Origin of the sequence: Luteipulveratus flavus (genome assembly GCF_029439465.1) — a bacterium.
Taxonomy (GTDB): domain Bacteria; phylum Actinomycetota; class Actinomycetes; order Actinomycetales; family Dermatophilaceae; genus Luteipulveratus; species Luteipulveratus flavus.
Genome location: NZ_JAROAV010000057.1, coordinates 23,883 through 43,834, shown reverse-complemented (window position 1 = coordinate 43,834; position 19,952 = coordinate 23,883). Strand labels below are relative to the sequence as shown.

Genomic DNA, 19,952 nt, shown 5'->3' with positions numbered 1-19,952 from the left:
CCGTTGGCAAGAATGGGCGCAGAGGGGGTGGGGGCAGATGCGCGTACTGCGGTTCGCTCACCATGCGCCGGTCTCGGCCTGGCGGCAGCGGGAGCGGGAGCTGATCCACGGCGGGGTCGAGCTGACCCTGGTGTCGTCGCGCCGGTGGAACGAGGGCGGCTCGATGGTCGAGCTCAGCCCGGACGGGGACGACTTCATCGAGCCGGTGCGTACGTTCGGCCAGCACCCGAACCTGTTCGTCTACGATCCGCGCCCCGTGTGGCGGCTGCTCGGGCAGCGGTGGGACCTGGTCGACCTGCACGAGGAGCCCTGCTCGCTGGCCACCGCCGAGGTGCTCGCCCTGCGCAGACTGCGCCGCTCGCGGGTCCCGTACGTCATGTACTCCGCCCAGAACCTCCGCAAGCGCTACCCGGTGCCGTTCCGCTGGACCGAGCGCTGGGCGTTGCGCGGCGCGAGCGCGGCGTACGTGTGCAACTCCGCGGCGGGCAGGATCCTGAAGGACAAGGGGCTCGCCGCCCCCGCGTACGACATCCCGCTCGGGCTCGACCTGTCCCGGTTCACCCCTGCCGACCGGAAGCCGCCGCGTGACGGGCTGACCATCGGGTACGCCGGACGGCTGGAGCCGCACAAGGGTGTCGGCGTGCTGCTGGACGCGGTCGCGGGCGAGCCCGCCTGGCGGGTCGAGGTCGCGGGGACCGGCTCGCAGCGAGAGGCTCTGGAGGCGCAGGCCGCCGCGCTGGGTGCGGCCGACCGGGTCCGGTTCCACGGCCATCGCGCTGCCGAGGAGCTGCCGGCGTTCTACCGCGGGCTCGACGTCCTCGCCGTGCCCTCCCTGGAGACCTCGGGCTGGGTGGAGCAGTTCGGCCGGGTCGTGGTCGAGGCGATGGCGTGCGGGGTGCCAGTGGTGGCGAGCGAGTCCGGCGCGCTGCCGGACGTCGTCGCGGGCGCCGGCCTGCTCGCGCCTCCGGGCGACGCCGAGGCCCTGCACGACCGGATCCGGCAGCTGGTGGACCCTCGTACCTGGCAGCGGTGCCGCGACGCCGGCCTCGCGCACGCCGAGGGGTTCACCTGGGCGCAGGTGGCGCGCCATCATCGCCGCATGTACGACCACGCGACGCCGACGGCGGCGACCGAGGGCGGCGGCCTCCCGGACCTGCACGTCATCGTCGTCGCCTACGGTCCGCCGGACCTGCTCGCCGCGTGCCTCGACCGGCTGGGCGGCGCCTTCCCGGTGACCGTGGTCGACAACTCCTCCAGCCCGGCGACCGCCGAGGTGGTGCGGGCGGCCGGTGCGCGCTACCTCGACCCCGGCAGCAACCTGGGCTTCGCCCGCGGCGTGAATCACGGCCTGCGGGCCATCGGCGACCGTGACGACGACCTGGCCGGCACGGACGTGCTGCTGCTCAACCCCGACGCCGGCATCGACCCGGCCGGGGTCACCGCGCTGCACCACGCGCTGCACACGGACTCGCGCCTCGCGGCGGTGGCGCCGGAGCAGGTGCACCCCGAGACGGGGGAGGAGGTCCGCGTCGCGTGGCCGTTCCCCAGCCCGATGGGCGCCGTGGTCGAGGCCGTGGGTCTCGGCCTCCGGCGGAACCGCCCGGACTTCGTCATCGGCTCGGTGCTGCTGCTGCGCGGCCGGGCGATCGCGAACGTGGGACTGCTGGACGAGCGGTTCTTCCTCTACTCCGAGGAGACCGACTGGCAGCGGCGGGCGATGTCGCGCGGCTGGCGCTCCGACGTCGTCCGCGGCGTGTCCGGCACCCACCTCGGGGCGGCGACCAGCAGCGACTCCGTCGTCCGGGAGCAGCACTTCCACGCGTCCTTGGAGAGGTACGTCCGCAAGCACCACGGCGCCGCCGGCTGGATGGTCTTCCGCGCGGCGATGGTGGCCGGCGGAGCCGCGCGGGCGGTGGCGCCGACGGCCGGCCGCAGGGAGGCGGCCCGACGTCGTGCCCGGCTCTACGTCACCGGCCCGGTGCGTGCGCAGGAGCGCAGCCGGTGACGCTCCGGATCGTGCACGTCGTGTGCAGCGACGGGTTCGCGGGCGTGGAGCGCCACATCGCCGTCCTCGCGCCCGAGCTCGCCCGGCTCGGCTGCGAGGTGGTGGTGATCGGTGGTGACGGTCCGCGGATGCGAGCGACCCTCGATCCCGCAGGTGTCGCCTGGTTCCCCGCCAGCAGCCGCGGCGAGGCCGCCCGCTGGCTCGCCAGGCTGGGCCGTCTGTCGCTGGTCCACGCGCACATGACCGAGGCCGAGCTCGTCGCCGTGGCGACCCGCACGGTGCACCGGGCGCCGGTCGTCGCGACCCGCCACTTCGCCGCCGGCCGAGGGTCGAGCGCGGCGGCCCGCTGGGTCGGCCGGCGCATCGAGGGCCGCCTCGCCGGCCAGCTCGCGATCTCCGACTACGTCGCCCGGGAGTCCGGCGGCGCGACCTGGACCGTCCACCCCGGCGTCCCGGTGCAGGAGAGCCGGGTGCCGGCCGCCGAGCGGGACCGTACTGTGCTCGTCGTGCAGCGACTCGAGCCGGAGAAGTCCACCCGTACGGCGGTCGACGCGTGGGCGCGCAGCGGCCTCGCCGAGCAGGGCTGGCGGCTGCGGCTCGCGGGCGAGGGCAGCGAGCGCGCGAGCATCGAGAAGGACGTCGCCGACCGCGGGCTGGGTGACACCGTCGAGCTGCTCGGCGCGCGCGACGACGTGGCCGAGCTGATGCGCGGTGGCGGCATCCTGCTCGCGCCGACGCCGCGCGAGGGCCTCGGACTGGCGGTGCTGGAGGCGATGGCCGCCGGCCTGCCGGTGGTCGCGTCCGCCTCGGGAGGTCATGACGAGACGGTCGGCGCGGTCACTCCCGACAACCTCTTCGCGCCGGGCGACGCCGAGACCGCCGGCCGGCTCCTGCGCGAGCGTGCGTCCGACCTGGCCCGGCGGGAGCGCGACGGCGACCTCCTGCAGCGGCACCAGCAGGCCGCGTTCACCGTGCGTCGCCAGGCGCAGGAGACCCTCCGTGCCTACCAGCAGGTGCTGGCATGACCGACCTGGTGGTCTGCTCGCTGGAGGCCTGGGACGACGTCTGGCGGCGCAACCAGCACCTCGTCGACGGACTCCTGCGCCGCGACCCCACGCTGCGGGTGCTGTTCGTGGAGCCGTCCGCCGACCCGGCGTACGAGGTGGTCTCGCGTCGTCGCCCCCGGGCGGGGGCGGGGCTGCGCGCCCAGGGCGTGGTGGAGCGGCTCGCGCTGTTCCAGCCGACGAAGTGGCTCCCGCGCGCCGCCGGAGCCTTCGTCGATCAGCGGCTCGTCGCCGGCGCCCGGCGAGCGGCCCGCCGAGCCGGCTTCACCGACCCGCTGCTGTGGGTCAACGACCCCGGCTGGGCGCCGCTCGCCGTCGAGACCGGGTGGCGGTCGCTGTACGACATCACCGACGACTGGCTGCTCGCCCACCGCGACCCCCGTACCCAGGCGCGACTGGCCGAGTGCGAGGGGCTGCTGATGGAGCACTGCGCCGAGGTCGTGGTCTGCTCACCCGCGCTGGAACGCACCAAGGGCGCCGTACGCCCGGTCACCCTGATCCCGAACGCCGTCGACGCGGAGACCTACCGCCGCGCCGCCCGTCGTCCGGCGGACGTCGACGGTGTGCCGTACGCGCTCTACGTCGGCACCCTGCACGAGGACCGCCTCGACGTCGACCTGGTCCTGCAGACCGCGCAGGCGCTGCGGTCCGCCTCCTCGCGAGCGCGGCTCGTCCTGGTCGGGCCCAACGCCCTGTCCGCCGCGAACACCCACCGGCTGCAGGCCGATCCGGTCGTCCGGCTCCTCGGCGCGCGGCCTCGCGACCAGGTGCCCGCGTACCTGCAGCACGCGCACGCCCTGCTCGTCCCGCATGTCGTCGACGACTTCACCGACAGCCTCGACCCGATCAAGCTGTACGAGTACCGCGCGGTCGGTCGTCCGCTGGTGGCGACGCCGGTGGCGGGGTTCCGCGAGCTCGCGGGACGGCAGGGGGTCACGGTGGCGAGCGGACCCGAGTTCGCCTCGGCGGTGGCGGGTCTCACCGGAGCGGCCTCGCGCCGGTCGTGGCCGGTGACCGTCCCGACCTGGGAGGACCGCGTCGCCGCGATGGCCACCGTGCTGGAGCGGCTCGGCGCCGCGACCTGACGTACGCGGCCTGGCATGCGCGGCCTGACGTGCGCGCCCTGGCCGGGCGCCGGAGGGCTCGGCTCAGCGGGCGCGCGTCGCCCCGTTGTAGCTGCCCCCGCCACCGCGGCTGCTCCCGTCGCTGCGGCCCGGGCCGCGCATCGGGCGCAGGTCCACGTGCGTGACGCGGTCGTCCGGGATGACCGCGTCGTCGGCGGGAGCCGTCGGCTCGACGGGCTGCGGAGCGGCGGGCGGCGCGACGCGGGCGGCCGTCACGGGGGCCGTCGACGGCGGAGCAGCGGTCACCGGAGCGGTAGACGCCTGCGGAGCGGTAGGCGGCTGAGGGGCGGAGGACGCCGCGGGTTCGACGTTCCAGTCGTCCTCGCCGCTGTAGTAGGCGTTGTAGCCCTTCAGCGACTTCAGCTGCGTGTGGTTCAGCGCGACCCCGAGGACGCGGGCGTCGTTGTCCCGCAGCGTCTTGACCGTCTCGGCGATGACGTTCTGCCTCGTGCTCTGCGCGGACGCGACGACGACCACGCCGTCCGCCTCGCGGGCGAGGATGAGCCCGTCGGCCAGGCCGAGGATCGGTGGGCTGTCGACGATGACGACGTCCGCGAGCCCGCGCATCTGCTGCAGGGCGGCGCCGAGGGCGTCGCTGGCGAGCAGGTCCGCCGGCTGAGCGCCGACGGACCCCGCCGCCAGCACGCTGAGCCCGAGCGTGGTCGTGGGCTGGACGACGTCGGCGAGATCGCGCTCGTTCACCTCGCGTCGGTCGTCGAGCGCCGCTCGCAGGAGCGTGGCGAGCCCGCGCGACTGGTCGGTGCAGCCGACGTAGGCGGCCGTGGTCGGCTTGCGCAGGTCTCCCTCGACGAGGAGGACGCGCTTGCCGGTCCGCGCCCACGCGATCGCGAGGTTGGCGCAGACGAAGCTCTTTCCGTCCCCGGGCTCGGGGCTGGTGATGACGACGACCGGGCTGCGGACGTCCTTGGTCTGCACCTGGACCGACGTGCGCAGGGCGCGGATGCCCTCGAGGAACGGGGTGTGCCGACGGTGCTCCGCCGGGAGCGAGGTCTGCTCGCCGCGGGCCGAGGACTCGGTCGCCAGCTGGGCGAGGATCGGCACCCCGGTCAGCGACTCGATGTGTGCGCCGCCGCGCAGCCGGGTGTCGAACTGGTCGCGCAGCAGCGCGAGCCCGCAGCCGGCCATCAGTCCGGCGAGCAGGGCGCTCGCCAGGACGAGGGTGCTGCTCGACGCCGTGGACGCGCCCGCACCGGGGGCGCGCTGGACCGCGGCGGGCGCACCGGCGACCGACAGGTTCGACAGCTGCTGAGAGATGGTCTGGTACGAGGCCGCCACGGCGTTCAGCTGCGCGGTGAGGGCCGGGTCGGAGGAGGTCGTACCGCCCGAGCCCGAGTCCGAGGAGTCGCCGGACAGGTCCCCGTTCGCCCGCATCTTCTTGGTGATCGAGTCCAGCTGGGTCCGCAGCGAGCTCTGCTGCCGCTGCAGGCTGTTGATGTTGTTCTGCTGCTGCGCGGCCAGTGCGGCGACGTAGCCCTGGGCCAGTGCGCCCGCGCGTTCCTGGGCCTGGGCCGGGGTGTCGCCCACGGCCGCGACGGTCATCGTCTGGTTCTGCGGGTCCGGGGTCGCCTGGACGACGCTGGTGAGGGAGGCGGGCTGAGAGACGCCGAGGATCTGCGCAGCCTTGCGCAGCGACGTCTCCGACGTGACCGCCGCAGGGCCGGTGTCGATGAAGGGCTGGCCCGGGTCGCGCTGGTCACCGCTCATCGAGACCGCCACGCGGACGACCGCGGCCGAGCTGTACGTCACGTGCCGCGTCTGCATGTACGCGACCGCGGCACCGCCGGCCAGGACCGTGCACGCCACGATGAGCAGCGCACGCTGCCACAGCACGTGGATCACCTGCTTGAACGTCAGCGTCCTCACCCCCCGGCTCGTCTTCGCCCGCTGCGGGCTGAAGGCCAGTACCGACGCTTCCCATGCTAAAGGAAGACGGGTCCGCGAACGCCCGGTTGACCGACTTCCGGGGCCGGTGGACGGCCTCCTCGGCTCTTCCGCCGGGCGCGCTGGTCGAGCCTCGTCCACAGGTTGGGTCGATCGTCCCCAATCGGTCCGCACGACACCGCCCGTGGCGGTAGTCTCGCGGCCGGTCCAGTCGTGTCAGCGTGCAGCCCGAGCGGTCGAGGGTGTGGCGCCGAACGACGAGGTCGACCGACACATGAGAGCTCCGCGCCACGCGCGCGGTTTAAGTGGTGCGCGCTTCGCGCCCGGGGAAAGAGCACATGCCACGTAGGGGAGCGGCAGGGAACGGCGGGGGCACCCGCCGTTCCGCGGCGTACGCGCGAGTGGGCGCGACGGGTCGACGCGGGGGGCATCGATGACCGACCTGAGCCAGGCGCCGGCGTCCGCGACGGACCGGCCGGACTCTCCTGTCGCGCGAAGGTTCTCGCGGACGAGTGTCGCGGGTGACGCCGAACGCACCGGCCGCACGAGCTCCCGGTCCTCCTGGCTGCCGGGCTACCTGCGCCGCGCGCTCCAGCTCGACGTGCTGGCGGCCCTGTTCGCCGCGGCCGCTGCTGTCGCGGTCGTCCGCTTCAGCGCCGGAGCCGGCGCCGTCGGGCCCGGCGGTGCGCTGGCCGCGGTCTCGCTCGCGCCGCTGGCGTGGCTGCTGGCGATGGCCCAGGCCAGGGGCTACGAGCGGCGGCTGCTCGGCGTCGGCGCCGAGGAGCTGCGCGCGGTGCCGCGCGCGACCGTCCGGCTGCTCGCCGCGGTCGCCGTCCTCACCCTCACCGTCGGCGGGGTCCGGACCGACCTCGTACGAACGTTCCTGCTGGTGTTCGTCCCGGTCGTGCTGCTCGTCTCGCTCGGCCTGCGCTACTGGCTCCGCCAGCGGCTGCACCGCCGCCGGCACCGCGGGTTCGCGATGCAGCGCGCGGTCGTCGTCGGTGCCGGCGAGGCGGTCGACGACCTGGTGCAGGACCTGCGACGCGACGCGAGCCACGGTCTGCGTCCGGTCGCGGCGTGCACCACGGTCGCCGGGCCGGCCATCGACGGCGTGCGTCGGGGCACGCTGGAGGACGCCGTGCGGGTCGTCGACGAGCTCAGCGCCGACGTGGTCGTCGTCGCCCACCCTTCAGGCCTGACCCCGACCCGGCTGCGCCGGCTGTCCTGGGCGCTGGAGGAGCGTGAGGTCGAGCTGATGGTCTCCCCGGGGATCATGGAGGTCGCCGGTCCGCGCCTGTCCATCCGGCCGTCCTCGACGCTCTCGCTCGTCCACGTCGAGCGGCCCACCGTGCAGGGCGGTGCGCTCGCCGGGAAGGTCGTGTTCGACCGAATCGCCGCCCTCCTGCTCCTGGTCCTTCTCGCGCCGCTGCTGCTCGTGCTCGCGCTGGCGGTCGCCCTCGACAGCCGCGGCCCGGTGCTCTTCCGGCAGGTCCGCGTCGGTGCGGGCGGCCGGCCGTTCCGGATGCTCAAGCTGCGGTCGATGGTCGCCGACGCCGAGCAGCGGCTGGCGGACGTCCGGAGCGAGGCCGACCACGGCAACGGGCGTCTCTACAAGCGGCACGACGACCCGCGGGTCACCCGCGTCGGCCGGCTGCTGCGGCGCTACTCCCTCGACGAGCTGCCCCAGCTGGTCAACGTGCTGCGCGGGGACATGTCCCTCGTCGGCCCGCGACCACCGCTGCAGGACGAGGTCGCCGGCTACGAGGCCGACGCGATCCGGCGCCTGCGCGTCCGGCCCGGGCTCACCGGCCTCTGGCAGGTCAGCGGGCGCAGCGACCTGTCGTGGGACGAGTCGCTGCGGCTCGACCTGCGCTACGTCGACAACTGGTCGATGATGCTCGACCTGCAGATCCTGTGGCGGACCGCGCGTGCGGTGCTGCGCGGCGAAGGAGCGTACTGATGCCGACGACGTCCCGGCCCGTCGCGCTGCTGCTGTCCGCAGCGGCGCTGCTCTCCGTGACCGGCTGCAGCGGCAGCGCCGAGCCCACGTCCGCACGTACGCCGCTCGCGCCCCAGGCGGCCGCGACCGGCCCGTCCGCCTCGTACACCAGCGCACCGCCCACCGGCCGGGGAGCCGAGCAGCCGACGACGGCGCCCGCTCCGCGCAAGAAGGACCTGGCGAAGCAGCCCCACGGCAGCATCCACCAGACGGTCGCGCCCCACGCGGTCCGGACCCAGCAGGCGAGTGCACGCTCGGCGACCGACGCCGGCGTGACGGTCGAGGTCACGGGTCACGCCTCGGTGAAGGCCACCGCCCGAGTCCCGGGCGAGGTCTCCGGCGACGCGGTCCGGGTGACGCTGCGCATCGCCAACGGTTCGGCCGGCCCGCTCGACCTGGACGCCGTGACCGTCGACCTGCGGGACGCTCGGGGTGCATCGGCGTCGGCCCTCTCGACCGCTCCGACGCAGCCCTTCCGGGGCCGGCTGGCGGTGGGTGGCCGGGCGTCCGGCACGTACGTCTTCGTCATCCCGACCGCATCGCGCAAGGGCTCGACCCTGGTCGTCAGCCCCACCGCACGGTCCCTCCTCACCTTCCCGAACACCCTGTGACGGCAGCGGTGCTCATCTCCTTCCTCGTTGGTTCACGGCCCGAACGGCGGTCATCGATGTCCTCGCACCACCCTCTTCCCGGCGCAGCACGGCGCGTCGCGGTGCTCCTCTCCACGCTGGCGCTCGTGCTGACGACCGCGGTCACCCTCGCGACCCCGGCCCGGGCCGACGTGTCGCCCGGGCTGCCGCCGGTGCAGCAGCGGTCGGCCTCGACCGTGACGGCCGACTCGCTCCCGACCGCGCAGATCGGGAACGGCGTCGTGTGGACCCAGCTGATCGCGGGCGACACCGTGTACGCGGGCGGCGAGTTCTCCACGGCCCGTCCGCCGGGCGCCGCCGCGGGCACCAGTGAGGTGTCCCGCAACAACCTGCTCGCGTACAGCCTCTCGACCGGTCAGCTGCTGCCGTTCAACCCGTCGATGAACAGCAAGGTGTACGCACTCGCGCTCTCGCCCGACAAGAAGCGCCTCTACGTCGGTGGCGCGTTCACGACGGTGGGCGGCGTGTGGCGCAGCCGGATCGCGGCGTTCGACACCGCCACCGGCGCCCTGATCAGCTCCTTCGCCCCGGAGGTCGGCTACAACGTCAAGTCGATCGTGGCGACCAACGACACGGTGTACGTCGGCGGTCTGTTCACCAGCGTCGCGGGCAACCAGCGGATGCACCTCGCCGCGTTCCAGGCGTCCGACGGCGCCCTGCTGACCTGGGCACCCTCGACCGACCTCAACGTGCAGGCGATGTCGCTGACGCCGGACGGCTCCAAGCTCGTCCTCGCGGGTAACTTCACCACCATCAACGGGATTCGCGCGACCGGCCTCGGTGCGGTCGACGCCCGGACCGGCGCCGTCGTCCCGTGGAAGGCGAACCAGACGCTCTCCAACACCGGCGACACCGCCGGCTTCCTCAGCATGCGCACCGACGGCACGTACATGTACTCCACCGGATGGACCTACGGCCCCGGCGACCTCGAGGGCACCGTCGCGATGAACCCCGCGGACGGCTCGATCGCCTGGATCGAGGACTGCCACGGCGACACGTACGACGTGTTCCCCGCCTCGAGCGGCACGGTCTACACGGTGAGCCACGCCCACTACTGCACCAACATCGGCGGGTACTTCGAGTCCTCGCCCTGGGACACCAACCAGCGGCGGGCGCTGGCGTTCACCCGCGAGCCGACCGGCACCGTGGCGCACGACGCCGTGGCGAACCAGTACACCGACTTCTACGGGCTCCCGGCGCCGTCGATGGTCAACTGGTTCCCGACGCTGGACGTGGGCACGTTCACCGGTCAGACGCAGGCTGCCTGGACCGTCACCGGCAACGACGACTACGTCGTGATGGGCGGCGAGTTCCCGCGGGTGAACCTCAAGGGGCAGCAGGGTCTCGCACGGTTCGCGACGAAGCCGGCGGCGCCCGCGAAGCGTCCACCGTCGTTCAGCGCCGGGTCGTTCGTGCCGACGCTGCGCGGCCTCACAGCCGGCTCGGTGCGCGTCGCGTTCCAGGCCAACAGTGACACCGACGACCTGAACCTCACCTACCGGATCGTGCGGGACGGGGACACGGCCCACCCGGTCGCCACCTTCACCGCGGCCTCCACCTTCTGGAACCGGCCCTCCCTCGGCTGGACCGACACCGGGCTGACACCGGGCTCCACGCACACCTACCGGGTCAGTGCGACCGACGGTGACGGCAACACCGCTTCGGGCGACACGGCGTCCATCACCCTGCCGGCGTCCGCACCGACGAGCGCGTACGCGCGTCAGGTCCAGGACGACGGCGCCTCGCTGTACTGGCGGTTCGGTGAGCCCTCGGGCACCGCGGTGCTGGACTGGGCGGGTGTCCGCGACGGTCTCGCGAGCAGCGGCATGACCCGCGGCGCGCCGGGCGCGATCAGTGGCGACACCGACGCGGCCGGCCGGTTCGGCGGGACCAGCACCGGTCTGGTCGCGAGCCAGGCCGCGGTCGAGGCACCGCAGAACTTCTCGGTCGAGGCGTGGGTGAAGACCAAGACCACCCGCGGCGGCCGGATCGTCGGCTTCGGCAACCGCGCCTCGGGTGCCTCGACGCGCGCCGACCGGTTCCTGTCGATGGACGGGTCGGGCCGGATCACGCTCGGCATGTTCCCCGGCTCGGTGAAGACCGTTACGACCACCGGCGCGTACAACGACGGCGGCTGGCACCACCTGGTCGGCACCGTCGGGGCCGACGGCATGCGGCTGTACGTCGACGGCGTGCAGCGCGGTCAGCTGTCCACCGTCGTCGGCGGCGAGAGCTACCAGGGGTACTGGCGCGTCGGTGGCGACACGCTCTCCGGCTGGCCGAACCGGCCGACCAGCGACTACCTGCAGGGTGACATCGACGACGTCGCCGTCTACCCGAAGGTCATGACCGCGCCCCTGGTCGCGAACCACTACAACCTCGGCCGCTCCGGCACGCCCGCGCCGAACCTGCCTCCCACGGCGGCGTTCACTTCCTCCGCGGACTACCTCGCGGCATCCTTCGACGCGTCCGGCTCCTCCGACCCGGACGGCTCGATCGCCTCGTACGCCTGGGACTTCGGTGACGGTACGGCGGCCGGTTCGGGCGTCTCGCCGCAGCACACCTACGCGGCGGCCGGCAGCTACCCGGTGAAGCTGACGGTCACCGACAACGACGGGGCGACCACGGTGCTGACCCGCACGGTCACGGTGGAGAAGCGGCCCAACACCCCGCCCACCGCGTCCTTCACCTCCGCGGAGCAGGGTCTGACGTCCTCGTTCGACGCAGCCGGCTCCTCCGACCCGGACGGCTCGATCGCCTCGTACGCCTGGGACTTCGGTGACGGCACGGCGGCCGGCTCGGGCGTCTCGCCGCAGCACACGTACGCGCAGGGCGGCACGTACCCGGTCAAGCTGACGGTCACCGACAACGACGGCGGTACGGCGACGGTCACCCGGTCCGTCACGGTCGTCGCGCTCGTGACGTTCGCGAAGGACGAGTTCGGCCGCACCGTCACGGGTGGTCTCGGGTCGGCGGACACCGGCGGCACCTGGACGCTGAGCGGCGGAGCGTCGCTGTTCGGCGTCGACGGGAGCGTCGGCACCGTGCGGATGAGCGGTCCCGGGGCGACGGCCAAGGCCTACCTGGGCTCGGTGTCCCGGCAGGACCAGGACATCACGCTCGACGTCTCCCTGGACAAGGTCCCGGTGGGCGCGAACGCCTACACCAGCGTCGTCGCCCGCCGGATCGGCACGAGCGACTACCGCGCCAAGGTGCTCTGGCGTCCGGACGGCCAGGTGTCGCTCTACCTCAGCCGCACGGTGTCGGGCACCGAGACCACGCTGCGCAACCTCACCGTGCCCGGCCTGACCTTCGCGGCCGGCCAGGCCGCGACCGTCCGGCTGCAGGTGTCGGGCACCGCGCCCACCACGGTGCAGGCGAAGGTGTGGAAGGCCGGCACGAGCGAGCCGACCGCGTGGACCGCCACTGCGACCGACACGACGACCGAGCTGGCGGGCCCGGGAGGGCTCGGGGTCGAGACGTACCTGGGCAGCACGTCCACCAACGCCCCGATCGTCGCGTCGCTGGACCATCTCCTCGCGCGTAACCCGCAGCCCTGACGGTCAGGTCGTCGATGGTGAGCGCTCGGGCGGTCGTCGTGGTGAACTTCGGTTCCCACGACCTGCTCGAGCGACACCTGCTGCCCCTGACGCGGCCGGGCGGTCCGCTGATCGTCGTCGTGGACAGCTTCTCGACGGCTGGGGAGCGGGACCGTGTCGAGGCACTGACCGGCCGGCACGGCTGGCACGTCGTGACCATGGCGACCAACGCCGGCTTCGGCGCCGGAGTGAACGCCGGCGTCCGGGCGGCCGCCGCGGCCGGCGCAGAGTCGTTCCTGCTGCTCAACCCGGACGCTCGGGCGAGCGCTGAGGAGGTGGACGTCCTGCTCGCGGACGTCGAGCAGCACCCGATGTCGTTGGTGGCGCCGCTGATCCGCGACTCCAGCAGTCGGGTCGTGTTCCGCGGCAGCGAGATCGACCTGCGCAGCGGTCATCTGCGTGGCCTGCCCACGCCGTCGTCGGCGCCGGACCGCGACGTCCTCGGCGACGCGGGGGCCGGACGTCGGCCCTGGCTGACCGGAGCCTGTCTCGCCGTCCACCGCGAGCTGTTCGACCGGCTCGGCGGGTTCGCCGAGGACTACTTCCTGTACTGGGAGGACGTCGACCTCAGCCTGCGCGCCCTCGACGCCGGTGCCTCCCTCGTCCTGCGCCGGGACGTCACGGTCGTCCACGACGAGGGCGGCACCCAGGCCCGTGCCGACGCGGCCCGGCGAGGGCCGGCGAAGTCCGACACGTACTACTACTTCAACTGCCGCAACCGGCTGCTGTTCGCCGGCCGGCACCTCCCGGCGTCGTCTGCGCTCGGCTGGGCCGTGCGCACGCCGCGGGAGAGCACCCAGATCTGGCTGCGCGGCGGGCGTCGCCAGCTGCTCACCGCACCGCGGTCGGTGGTCTCCGCGGTCCGCGGGTCGGGCGTCGGGCTGGCGCTCTGCGCCCGCGCGGCCCTCACGGCGCCGCGCCGCCTCGCCCGGAGTGCCGCATGACGGCGGCCGGTCCCGTGCAGCAGCCCGCGGCCGTCCGGGTGAGCATCGCGGTGTGCACCTACCTGCGCCCCGCCGAGCTCGCGGACCTGCTGCCGCGGCTCGTGCGACAGGCCGAGGAGGTCACCCGCTCGGGCGGGTACGACGTCCGCGTCCTGGTCGTCGACAACGACCCCGCCGGCAGCGCCGACCACGTCGTCCAGGCGCTCGCCGACCCGCGCGTGCGGTACGAGCACGAACCTCGGCCAGGGATCGCGGCGGCGCGGAACCGCGCGCTGGACGCATGCCGTGAGGACAGTCTGCTCGCCTTCATCGACGACGACGAGCGGCCGCACGACGACTGGCTGCTCCACCTGCTACGGACCTGGCGGACGTACGACGCCACGGCCGTCTCGGGGCGGGTCGTCGCCGAGTTCGACGGCGAGCTCGACCCCTGGCTGGAGGCGGGCACGTTCTTCGTACGCCGCAACCTCGCCACCGGGGACGCGCTGGAGCTCGCCGCAGCCGGCAACCTGCTGCTCGACCTCGACCGGGTCCGCGACCTCAGGACGCGCTTCGACGAGCGGTTCGGTCTCACCGGCGGCGAGGACACCGCGTTCACCCGCGACCTCTACGCCGCCGGTGCGCGGATGGTGTGGTGCGCCGAGTCGGTGGTCACCGACCGCGTACCGCGCTCCCGGATGACGCGCCGCTGGGTGCTGGAACGAGCGCGCAGCCACGGCCGCGCGACGACGAGGGTGGCGCTGGCCATGGCGCCGAACGGATTGCAGCGCAGCAGGATTCGCGTGCGGCAGGGCGCTCGCGGAGTCGCCTTGACGGCACTGGGGTCCGCGCGCGCGTCGTACGGCAGGATCAGCGGCTCCGACCGGCACGACGCCCTCGGGCGGAAGTCGCTCGCCCGTGGCCGCGGGCTCCTGGCGGGCCTGGCCGGGCCCGGAGCGGCCGCGTACGGTCGCGAGCTCGTGGTGCTGCAGTCCTTCCCGGAGCCCCGACCGACGACGAACCCGTACGTCGTCATGCTCCGTGACCACCTGGGCGCCGAGCCCGACGTGACGGTACGGACGTTCGGCTGGCGTGCCGCGCTGCTGTCCCGCTACGACGTGTTCCACGCGCACTGGCCCGAGATCCTCGTCGGGGGCCGGACCCCGGCAGGAGCGCTCGGCCGACAGCTGCTGCTCGCGCTGCTGCTGCTCCGGCTGCGCGCCACTCGTCGCCCGCTGGTCCGGACGAAGCACAACCTGGACCTGCCGTCCGGTCTCGGCCGGGGTCAGGTCGCGCTGCTGCGCTGGGCCGAGCGGTGGACGACCCTGTACGTCCGCCTCAACCCGACCACCCCCGTACCCACCGGCGCCCTGTCCGCGACGATCGCGCACGGCCACTACCGGGACTGGTTCGCCGGTCACCCGCGTGCCGACCGGGTGCCGGGCCGACTGACGTACGTCGGTCAGGTCCGTGGGTACAAGGGGGTCGAGGCCCTGCTGGACGCGTTCGCCGGGACGCCCGGTGCCGGCCTGACCCTGCACGTCGCGGGGCGGCCCACGTCGCAGGAGCTGGCCGAGGAGGTCCGGTCGCGAGCCGGCGCCGATGCGCGGGTGACCCTCACCCTGGAGCACGTCAGCGACGCGGACCTCGTCCGCGAGGTGAGCGAGGCCGAGCTCGTCGTCCTGCCCTACCGGGTGATGCACAACTCCGGCGGCGTCCTCGCGGCGCTGTCGCTGGACCGCCCGGTGCTCGTCCCGGACAACGAGGTCAACCGCGCCCTGCAGCGCGAGTGCGGCGCGGGGTGGGTGCACCTGTACTCCGGAGACCTCGACGCCGACGCACTGGGCGCCGCCCTGACCGCGGTGCGCTCGGCCACGCCGTCCGGACGTCCCGCACTGCACGGGCGTGAGTGGCCGGACGCCGCCACCGACCATGTCCGCGCCTACCGCGCCGCCCGCGCACGGCTCGGCCGCGGTGAGGCACCCGCGGCCACCGCGCCCTCGGCCACCGCGCCCGCGGCGCCCGGGTCGACCGAGCAACCGGCGGTGGTCGCCCGATGAGCCCGGCCAGCTCGATCAGCCCGCCGCGCAAGCCGGTCCGTACGCTCGCCCCGGCCGCACCGGTCCGGCGCGCTCGCGCCGCCCGACCCGCCGCCGAGATGCCGGTCGAGGACGACGGCCTGCGCCGCCTCGCCCGCGCGCTGATGCTGCTGACCGTCTTCCTGCTCGGCATCCGTTCGACGGTCTTCTCCGGTGTCACGTACGGCGTGGCGCTCTCCCTGGCTCTGGCGCCGCTGTGGTTGCAGGCGCTGTGGCGCTACTGGGGAGCCCGGCTGCTGGTCGGGACCGGTGCGCTGGCCGCTGTCACGGGGGTATGGCTGGCGTGGGCGGGGACCCCGGCGCGTCAGGTCGACCACGCGATCGCGGCGCAGGACCTCGCGCTGGTGGTCGGTGCGGTGGCGGCGGTCGGCGTGATCCTGTGGTGCCGCCAGATCTTCACGGACACCCAGATCGGCGTCACCTTCGGGCTCGGTCTGCTGGCCAACGCGGTGCTCAACCCAGGGGCGCTGACCGCCGGCAACCCCTGGAAGTTCGGCTACCTCGTCCCGGTCTCGGTCCTCGTGCTCTCCCTGGTCCAGCGGTCCGACCGGCGTGGGACCCAGCTGCTGCTGACCCTGCTGCTCGCGCTGAGCTGTGCGATGAACGACGCCCGCTCCTACTTCGGCACGTTCCTGCTGGTGGCGGTGCTGGTCGTCTGGCAGATGCGGCCGGTCTCGATGAGCCGGGGCCGGGCCTGGGGCTGGACGGTGGCGCTGCTCGGCGGGCTCGCCGTCGGCGCGTACTACCTCGGCCAGTCGCTGCTGGTCGACGGCTTCCTCGGCGAGGCCGCGCAGGCGCGTACCCAGGAGCAGCTGCGCGCCAGCGGTTCGCTCATCCTGGGCGGGCGCCCGGAGGCGGCGGCGTCGTTCGGGCTGCTGCGCGACCAGCCCGGCGGGTACGGCGTCGGCGTCGTGCCGTCCCTGCACGACATCAACGTCGCCAAGTCGAGCATGTTCGACATCCTGTCCTTCCAGCCCGACACCGGGTACGTCGAGAACTTCATGTTCGGCGGTCGGTTCGAGCTGCACTCGACGCTGGGCGACCTGTGGGCGCACTTCGGCGCTCTCGGCGTCCTGCTCGCCCTCATCATCGGCTACCACGTCGTCCGGGGCGCCGCGCTGCGGATCACCAGCGGCGAGGCGAGCGCGCTGCTGCTCTTCCTCAGCTGGTGGACGCTGTGGAACCTGCTGTTCAGCCCCCTGTACTCCGCGCTGCCGACGCTCGTGCTCGGGCTCGGGCTCACCCTCACACCGCGGGGTCGCCCGGACCCCGCCGAGAGCAGGCCCGCACGCTCCGCCGGAGCCGCGTCGTGAAGCGGGCTCTGCACCCGCACCTGCGGGTGTACCAGCAGGTGCGCAACGCCCACCTGGAGCGCGCGCACGAGTCGGCCCCCGCGTCCCTGGTGTACGCCGACCGCCGGTACGACTTCGACGACAGCCTGGCCGGCGGCCTGGACCTGCACCGAGCGCGCACCCTGCGGACGGCCGCTCTCGTGGCCGCCTCGCCGGTGCGGACGCTGGAGGTCAACGAGCCCGCCATGCGACTGGGGCTGGTGCGGACGGCGTCCGCCGTGGCCGCGGCCAGGGCCACGGCGGCCGTACGCCGGCGGCCGGTCCGGGTGGTGACGTACGCCATCGGCAACCTCGACGAGTGGCAGATCCCGGCCGACCGGGTGCGCGCGCGGGTGCGCCGGCGGGCCGAGCGGGTGCTCTCCCGGTGGGTCGCCGGGCGGCTGGACCGGATCGCGTACGGCACGGACGGCGCCCGTCGTCTCTACGACGAGCTGTACGGCAACCGGATCGAGCGTGCCGACGCCGTCGTGGTGCCCGCGCTGCCCGAGCGGTGCGGCTGCCTCGACCGTCCGGGCCCGGCCCGTGACCCCGAGCGGGTGCTGTTCGTCGGCGCGCTCCAGGAGCGCAAGGGGGTCCTGCACCTGCTGGCCGCCTGGCCGCAGGTCGCGCGTGAGCGCCCGGGGGCCCGGCTGACGGTGATCGGCACCGGTGAGCTGGAGTCGCACGTCCGGGAGGTGACCGACGGGCTGCACGGGGCGTGCCTCGTCGTGGACCCGCCCCGGGCGGTCATCCACGACGCGCTGCGGGCGGCGACCGTGGTGGTCCTGCTGTCGCAGCGGACGCCGACGTGGCGTGAGCAGGTCGGCCTGCCGATCGTCGAGGGCCTGGCCCACGGCTGCACGGTGGTCACCACCGGTGAGACCGGGCTGGCGGAATGGCTTGCCACGCACGGCCACTGCGTGATCCCCGCGGGCGCCCCCAGCGACGTGGTCGCGGGCGCCGTGCTCGACGCGCTGGGTGCGGCGCGGCCGCCCGAGACGGTGCTGCGCGACCTGCCGGCCGAGGACGGTCGGCGTGCCGCCGACGCGTGGCTGACCGACGACGCGTGCGTCCGGTGACCGCGTCCGTCGCCGAGCGCCGGCGCAGCCCGGTCACCCGGCTCGTCGCGGGCAACGCCGCCGCCAAGATGCTCGTGATGGTGCTCTCGGGGCTGGTCTCCGTGGTCACGACCCGGCTGATCATCGAGCACTTCGGGCTCCCGGCGTACGCGCAGTACGGCCTGCTGGCCTCGATGGCGGCGTGGGTGCCGTTCGCCGACCTCGGCATGTCCGCCGCGATCATGAACACCGTCGGCGGCTCGGCCGACCCCGCGCGCGACGAGCACGTACGCCGCGTCCTGACCAGTGCCGTACGCGTGCTGCTCGGCTCCGCGGCCGTCCTCGCACTGGTCGGGCTGCTGCTGGGTGTCACCGGTGCGTGGCCGACGGTGCTCGGTGAGGGCCTCCTGGACGGCGGCGGGACGGTCGCGACCGTGTGCGTCCTCGTCTTCGCGGCCACGCTGCCGCTCGGTGTCGGCCCCAGGCTGCTGACCGGGCTCGGCCTGAACCACCTGCAGATCAGGGTTCAGCTGCTGCCCGCGCCGTTCATGCTCGGGTCGGTCCTGCTGCTCCTGCTGCTCGGCGACGACGGCACCTGGCTCGCGATGTTCTCCTTCCTCGGCGGCACGGTCGTGGCCGGGGTGTCGCTGTGGGTCGCGGCCCGCCGCGTCCGTCCGCAGCTGGGCGCGGCGCTGGCCGACGTGCCGCGCGTCCGCAGCGTGCCGGGCGCGCGCGTCATGGACGTCGCCTGGCCGATGCTCGCGCAGATGGTCGCGCTGCCCATCGCCATGCAGACCGACCGGCTGCTGCTCAGCCACCTGTCGACCACCAACGAGCTCGCGCAGTACAACCTCGCGTCCCAGCTGTTCGGCCTCATCGTCCAGACCGTCATGGCCGCGGGCATCGCGCTGTGGCCGGTGTTCGCGAAGGCGCGCGCCGACGGTGAGGTGCGCTCGCCGGTCGGGCTCGCGGGCGGGTTCCTCGTGGCCGGCCTGGGTGCCGGGCTGCTGCTGGCGGCTCTCCTGCCGGTCGCCACCCCGCTGCTGTCGGACGGGCGGATCTCCCTGGACGCGCCGCTGGTCGCCGGGTTCGTGGCGTTCGTGGCCGTCCAGGCGGCGAAGTACCCGCTCGGGATGTACCTCACCGACGCCCGCGGCCTGCGCTTCCAGGTGGCGCCGATCCTGGTGCTCGTCCCGCTCAACCTCGTGATGTCCTGGCTGCTGGTGGCGCCGCTCGGGGCCGCCGGTCCGGTGTGGGGCTCGGCGCTCGCGGTGCTGCTGTGCCAGGTCCTGCCGAACCTCTGGTACGTCCGCCGGGACCTCGCCGCTCGCCGGCTCGCTACCGGCTGAACCACGCCGCCAGGTCCGGCCGGGCCCCGGCGGCGAGCGCGCCACCGAGGGACACCCCGCGCAGGCCCCGCTCGGCCAGGCCGTCCAGGACGCGGTCGGTGAGCTCGTACCGGTCGAGGTCGTGGGTCGGACCGCCGTCCGGCGCCCCGTCGTCGGCTCCCGCGAACCCGTCGTGCGCGAGCAGGATGCTGCCCGGTCCGACGACGGTCGCCATCGCCTTGGCGACGCGCTCGTCCTGGCCGACGTCGCGCCAGTCCCACGTCGTCCCACCCCACATGACCGGGGTCAGGCCCGCCTGCCGGGTGGCTCGCCAGGTGCCGAGCGTCTGCGCGCCGTACGGCGGGCGGTACCAGCGGACGGTGCGCCCGGCCCGGTCCTCCAGCTCGGCCCTGCTGTCGAGGAGGCGACGCAGTGCCTCCGTCCGGCCGAACTCGGTCGGACGCCGGTGGTCCGGTCCGTGCAGCGCGACCTCGTGCCCGGCGGCGATGATCTCCGCGAGGACCGTCGGGTGCTTCCGAACCCGGGTCAGCAGCACGAAGAACGTCGCCGTCGCGTCGTGCTCCGCGAGGGCGTCCAGGACCTGGCGCGTACCGGCCGGATCGGGACCGTCGTCGTACGTGAGGACCACGACGGGCTCCTGCGCGCGGACGGCGACCACCGACCCGATCGCGGAGCCGCGCCGGCGTGCCCACGCGCGCCCACGGCGAGCGGCGTCGATCAGTGCAGTCATGGCGGATGGACCTCACGGGTGCGGTGACGAGGAGGGCTCCAGTATCGATCGTGCCGGTCCCTGGACCGTACGGAGGGCGGCGTCGCGCAGCAGGCGTCAGCCTCGTTCGTGGATGCTGT

13 protein-coding genes are annotated in these 19,952 nt (G+C 74.1%); 11 read left to right on the top strand and 2 right to left on the bottom strand.

What is annotated here, in order from left to right; genetic code table 11:
* Positions 1 to 37: 37 nt before the first annotated feature.
* Genes P4R38_RS19710 through P4R38_RS19700 form a run of 3 tightly spaced genes read left to right on the top strand, consistent with a single transcriptional unit; the run spans position 38 to position 4,154 of the window.
* Positions 38 to 2,005 carry a glycosyltransferase gene (locus P4R38_RS19710; protein WP_277193696.1) on the top strand — a complete coding sequence of 656 codons (1,968 nt, stop codon included), beginning with the start codon at positions 38 to 40 and terminating at the stop codon, positions 2,003 to 2,005.
* Positions 2,002 to 3,030 carry a glycosyltransferase family 4 protein gene (locus P4R38_RS19705; RefSeq protein ID WP_277193695.1) on the top strand — a complete coding sequence of 343 codons (1,029 nt, stop codon included), beginning with the start codon at positions 2,002 to 2,004 and terminating at the stop codon, positions 3,028 to 3,030. The genes P4R38_RS19710 and P4R38_RS19705 overlap by 4 nt, the downstream gene beginning before the upstream one ends.
* A complete protein-coding gene (locus P4R38_RS19700; protein WP_277193694.1) occupies positions 3,027 to 4,154 on the top strand; it encodes a glycosyltransferase in 1,128 nt (375 codons plus the stop codon). The genes P4R38_RS19705 and P4R38_RS19700 overlap by 4 nt, the downstream gene beginning before the upstream one ends.
* Positions 4,155 to 4,217: 63 nt before the next feature.
* Here the strand turns inward: P4R38_RS19700 and P4R38_RS19695 are convergent, their stop codons facing one another.
* Positions 4,218 to 6,077, bottom strand: coding sequence for a polysaccharide biosynthesis tyrosine autokinase (locus tag P4R38_RS19695; protein ID WP_277193692.1), 1,860 nt, complete (start codon positions 6,075 to 6,077; stop codon positions 4,218 to 4,220).
* 451 nt (positions 6,078 to 6,528) lie between these two features.
* Between P4R38_RS19695 and P4R38_RS19690 the strand changes: the two genes are divergently transcribed.
* The 8 genes from P4R38_RS19690 to P4R38_RS19655 are packed head-to-tail and all read left to right on the top strand — an operon-like array spanning position 6,529 to position 19,103.
* Positions 6,529 to 8,055, top strand: coding sequence for an exopolysaccharide biosynthesis polyprenyl glycosylphosphotransferase (locus P4R38_RS19690; protein ID WP_277193691.1), 1,527 nt, complete (start codon positions 6,529 to 6,531; stop codon positions 8,053 to 8,055).
* The gene (locus tag P4R38_RS19685; protein WP_277193690.1) at positions 8,055 to 8,705 is read left to right on the top strand and encodes a hypothetical protein; all 651 of its coding nucleotides are present in this window, start codon (positions 8,055 to 8,057) and stop codon (positions 8,703 to 8,705) included. The genes P4R38_RS19690 and P4R38_RS19685 overlap by 1 nt, the downstream gene beginning before the upstream one ends.
* A gap of 56 nt (positions 8,706 to 8,761) precedes the next feature.
* Entirely contained in the window at positions 8,762 to 12,304 is a 3,543-nt protein-coding gene (locus P4R38_RS19680; protein ID WP_277193688.1) for a PKD domain-containing protein, read from the top strand.
* Between the two features lie 17 nt (positions 12,305 to 12,321).
* Positions 12,322 to 13,287, top strand: coding sequence for a glycosyltransferase family 2 protein (locus P4R38_RS19675; protein WP_277193687.1), 966 nt, complete (start codon positions 12,322 to 12,324; stop codon positions 13,285 to 13,287).
* Positions 13,284 to 15,326 (top strand): glycosyltransferase, encoded by a 2,043-nt coding sequence (locus P4R38_RS19670; RefSeq protein ID WP_277193685.1) that lies wholly within the window; start codon positions 13,284 to 13,286, stop codon positions 15,324 to 15,326. Before P4R38_RS19675 ends, P4R38_RS19670 begins: the two co-directional genes overlap by 4 nt.
* Positions 15,323 to 16,678, top strand: coding sequence for a hypothetical protein (locus tag P4R38_RS19665; protein WP_277193684.1), 1,356 nt, complete (start codon positions 15,323 to 15,325; stop codon positions 16,676 to 16,678). The genes P4R38_RS19670 and P4R38_RS19665 overlap by 4 nt, the downstream gene beginning before the upstream one ends.
* Positions 16,675 to 17,775: a glycosyltransferase family 4 protein gene (locus P4R38_RS19660; protein WP_277193683.1), complete on the top strand. Its 1,101-nt coding sequence runs from the start codon at positions 16,675 to 16,677 to the stop codon at positions 17,773 to 17,775. The genes P4R38_RS19665 and P4R38_RS19660 overlap by 4 nt, the downstream gene beginning before the upstream one ends.
* Positions 17,772 to 19,103, top strand: coding sequence for a lipopolysaccharide biosynthesis protein (locus P4R38_RS19655; protein WP_277193682.1), 1,332 nt, complete (start codon positions 17,772 to 17,774; stop codon positions 19,101 to 19,103). The genes P4R38_RS19660 and P4R38_RS19655 overlap by 4 nt, the downstream gene beginning before the upstream one ends.
* On the opposite strand, the gene P4R38_RS19650 is transcribed toward P4R38_RS19655, so the two are convergent.
* Positions 19,093 to 19,833 carry a polysaccharide deacetylase family protein gene (locus P4R38_RS19650; protein WP_277193681.1) on the bottom strand — a complete coding sequence of 247 codons (741 nt, stop codon included), beginning with the start codon at positions 19,831 to 19,833 and terminating at the stop codon, positions 19,093 to 19,095. The genes P4R38_RS19655 and P4R38_RS19650 overlap by 11 nt on opposite strands.
* Positions 19,834 to 19,952 lie beyond the last annotated feature (119 nt).

Excerpts from the sequence above, each read along its gene's own strand:
- P4R38_RS19710 (WP_277193696.1), top strand. The coding sequence starts at position 38 with ATGCGCGTACTGCGGTTCGCTCACCATGCGCCGGTCTCGGCCTGGCGG.
- P4R38_RS19700 (WP_277193694.1), top strand. The coding sequence starts at position 3,027 with ATGACCGACCTGGTGGTCTGCTCGCTGGAGGCCTGGGACGACGTCTGG.
- P4R38_RS19690 (WP_277193691.1), top strand. The coding sequence starts at position 6,529 with ATGACCGACCTGAGCCAGGCGCCGGCGTCCGCGACGGACCGGCCGGAC.
- P4R38_RS19685 (WP_277193690.1), top strand. The coding sequence starts at position 8,055 with ATGCCGACGACGTCCCGGCCCGTCGCGCTGCTGCTGTCCGCAGCGGCG.
- P4R38_RS19680 (WP_277193688.1), top strand. The coding sequence starts at position 8,762 with ATGTCCTCGCACCACCCTCTTCCCGGCGCAGCACGGCGCGTCGCGGTG.
- P4R38_RS19670 (WP_277193685.1), top strand. The coding sequence starts at position 13,284 with ATGACGGCGGCCGGTCCCGTGCAGCAGCCCGCGGCCGTCCGGGTGAGC.
- P4R38_RS19665 (WP_277193684.1), top strand. The coding sequence starts at position 15,323 with ATGAGCCCGGCCAGCTCGATCAGCCCGCCGCGCAAGCCGGTCCGTACG.
- P4R38_RS19650 (WP_277193681.1), bottom strand. The coding sequence starts at position 19,833 with ATGACTGCACTGATCGACGCCGCTCGCCGTGGGCGCGCGTGGGCACGC.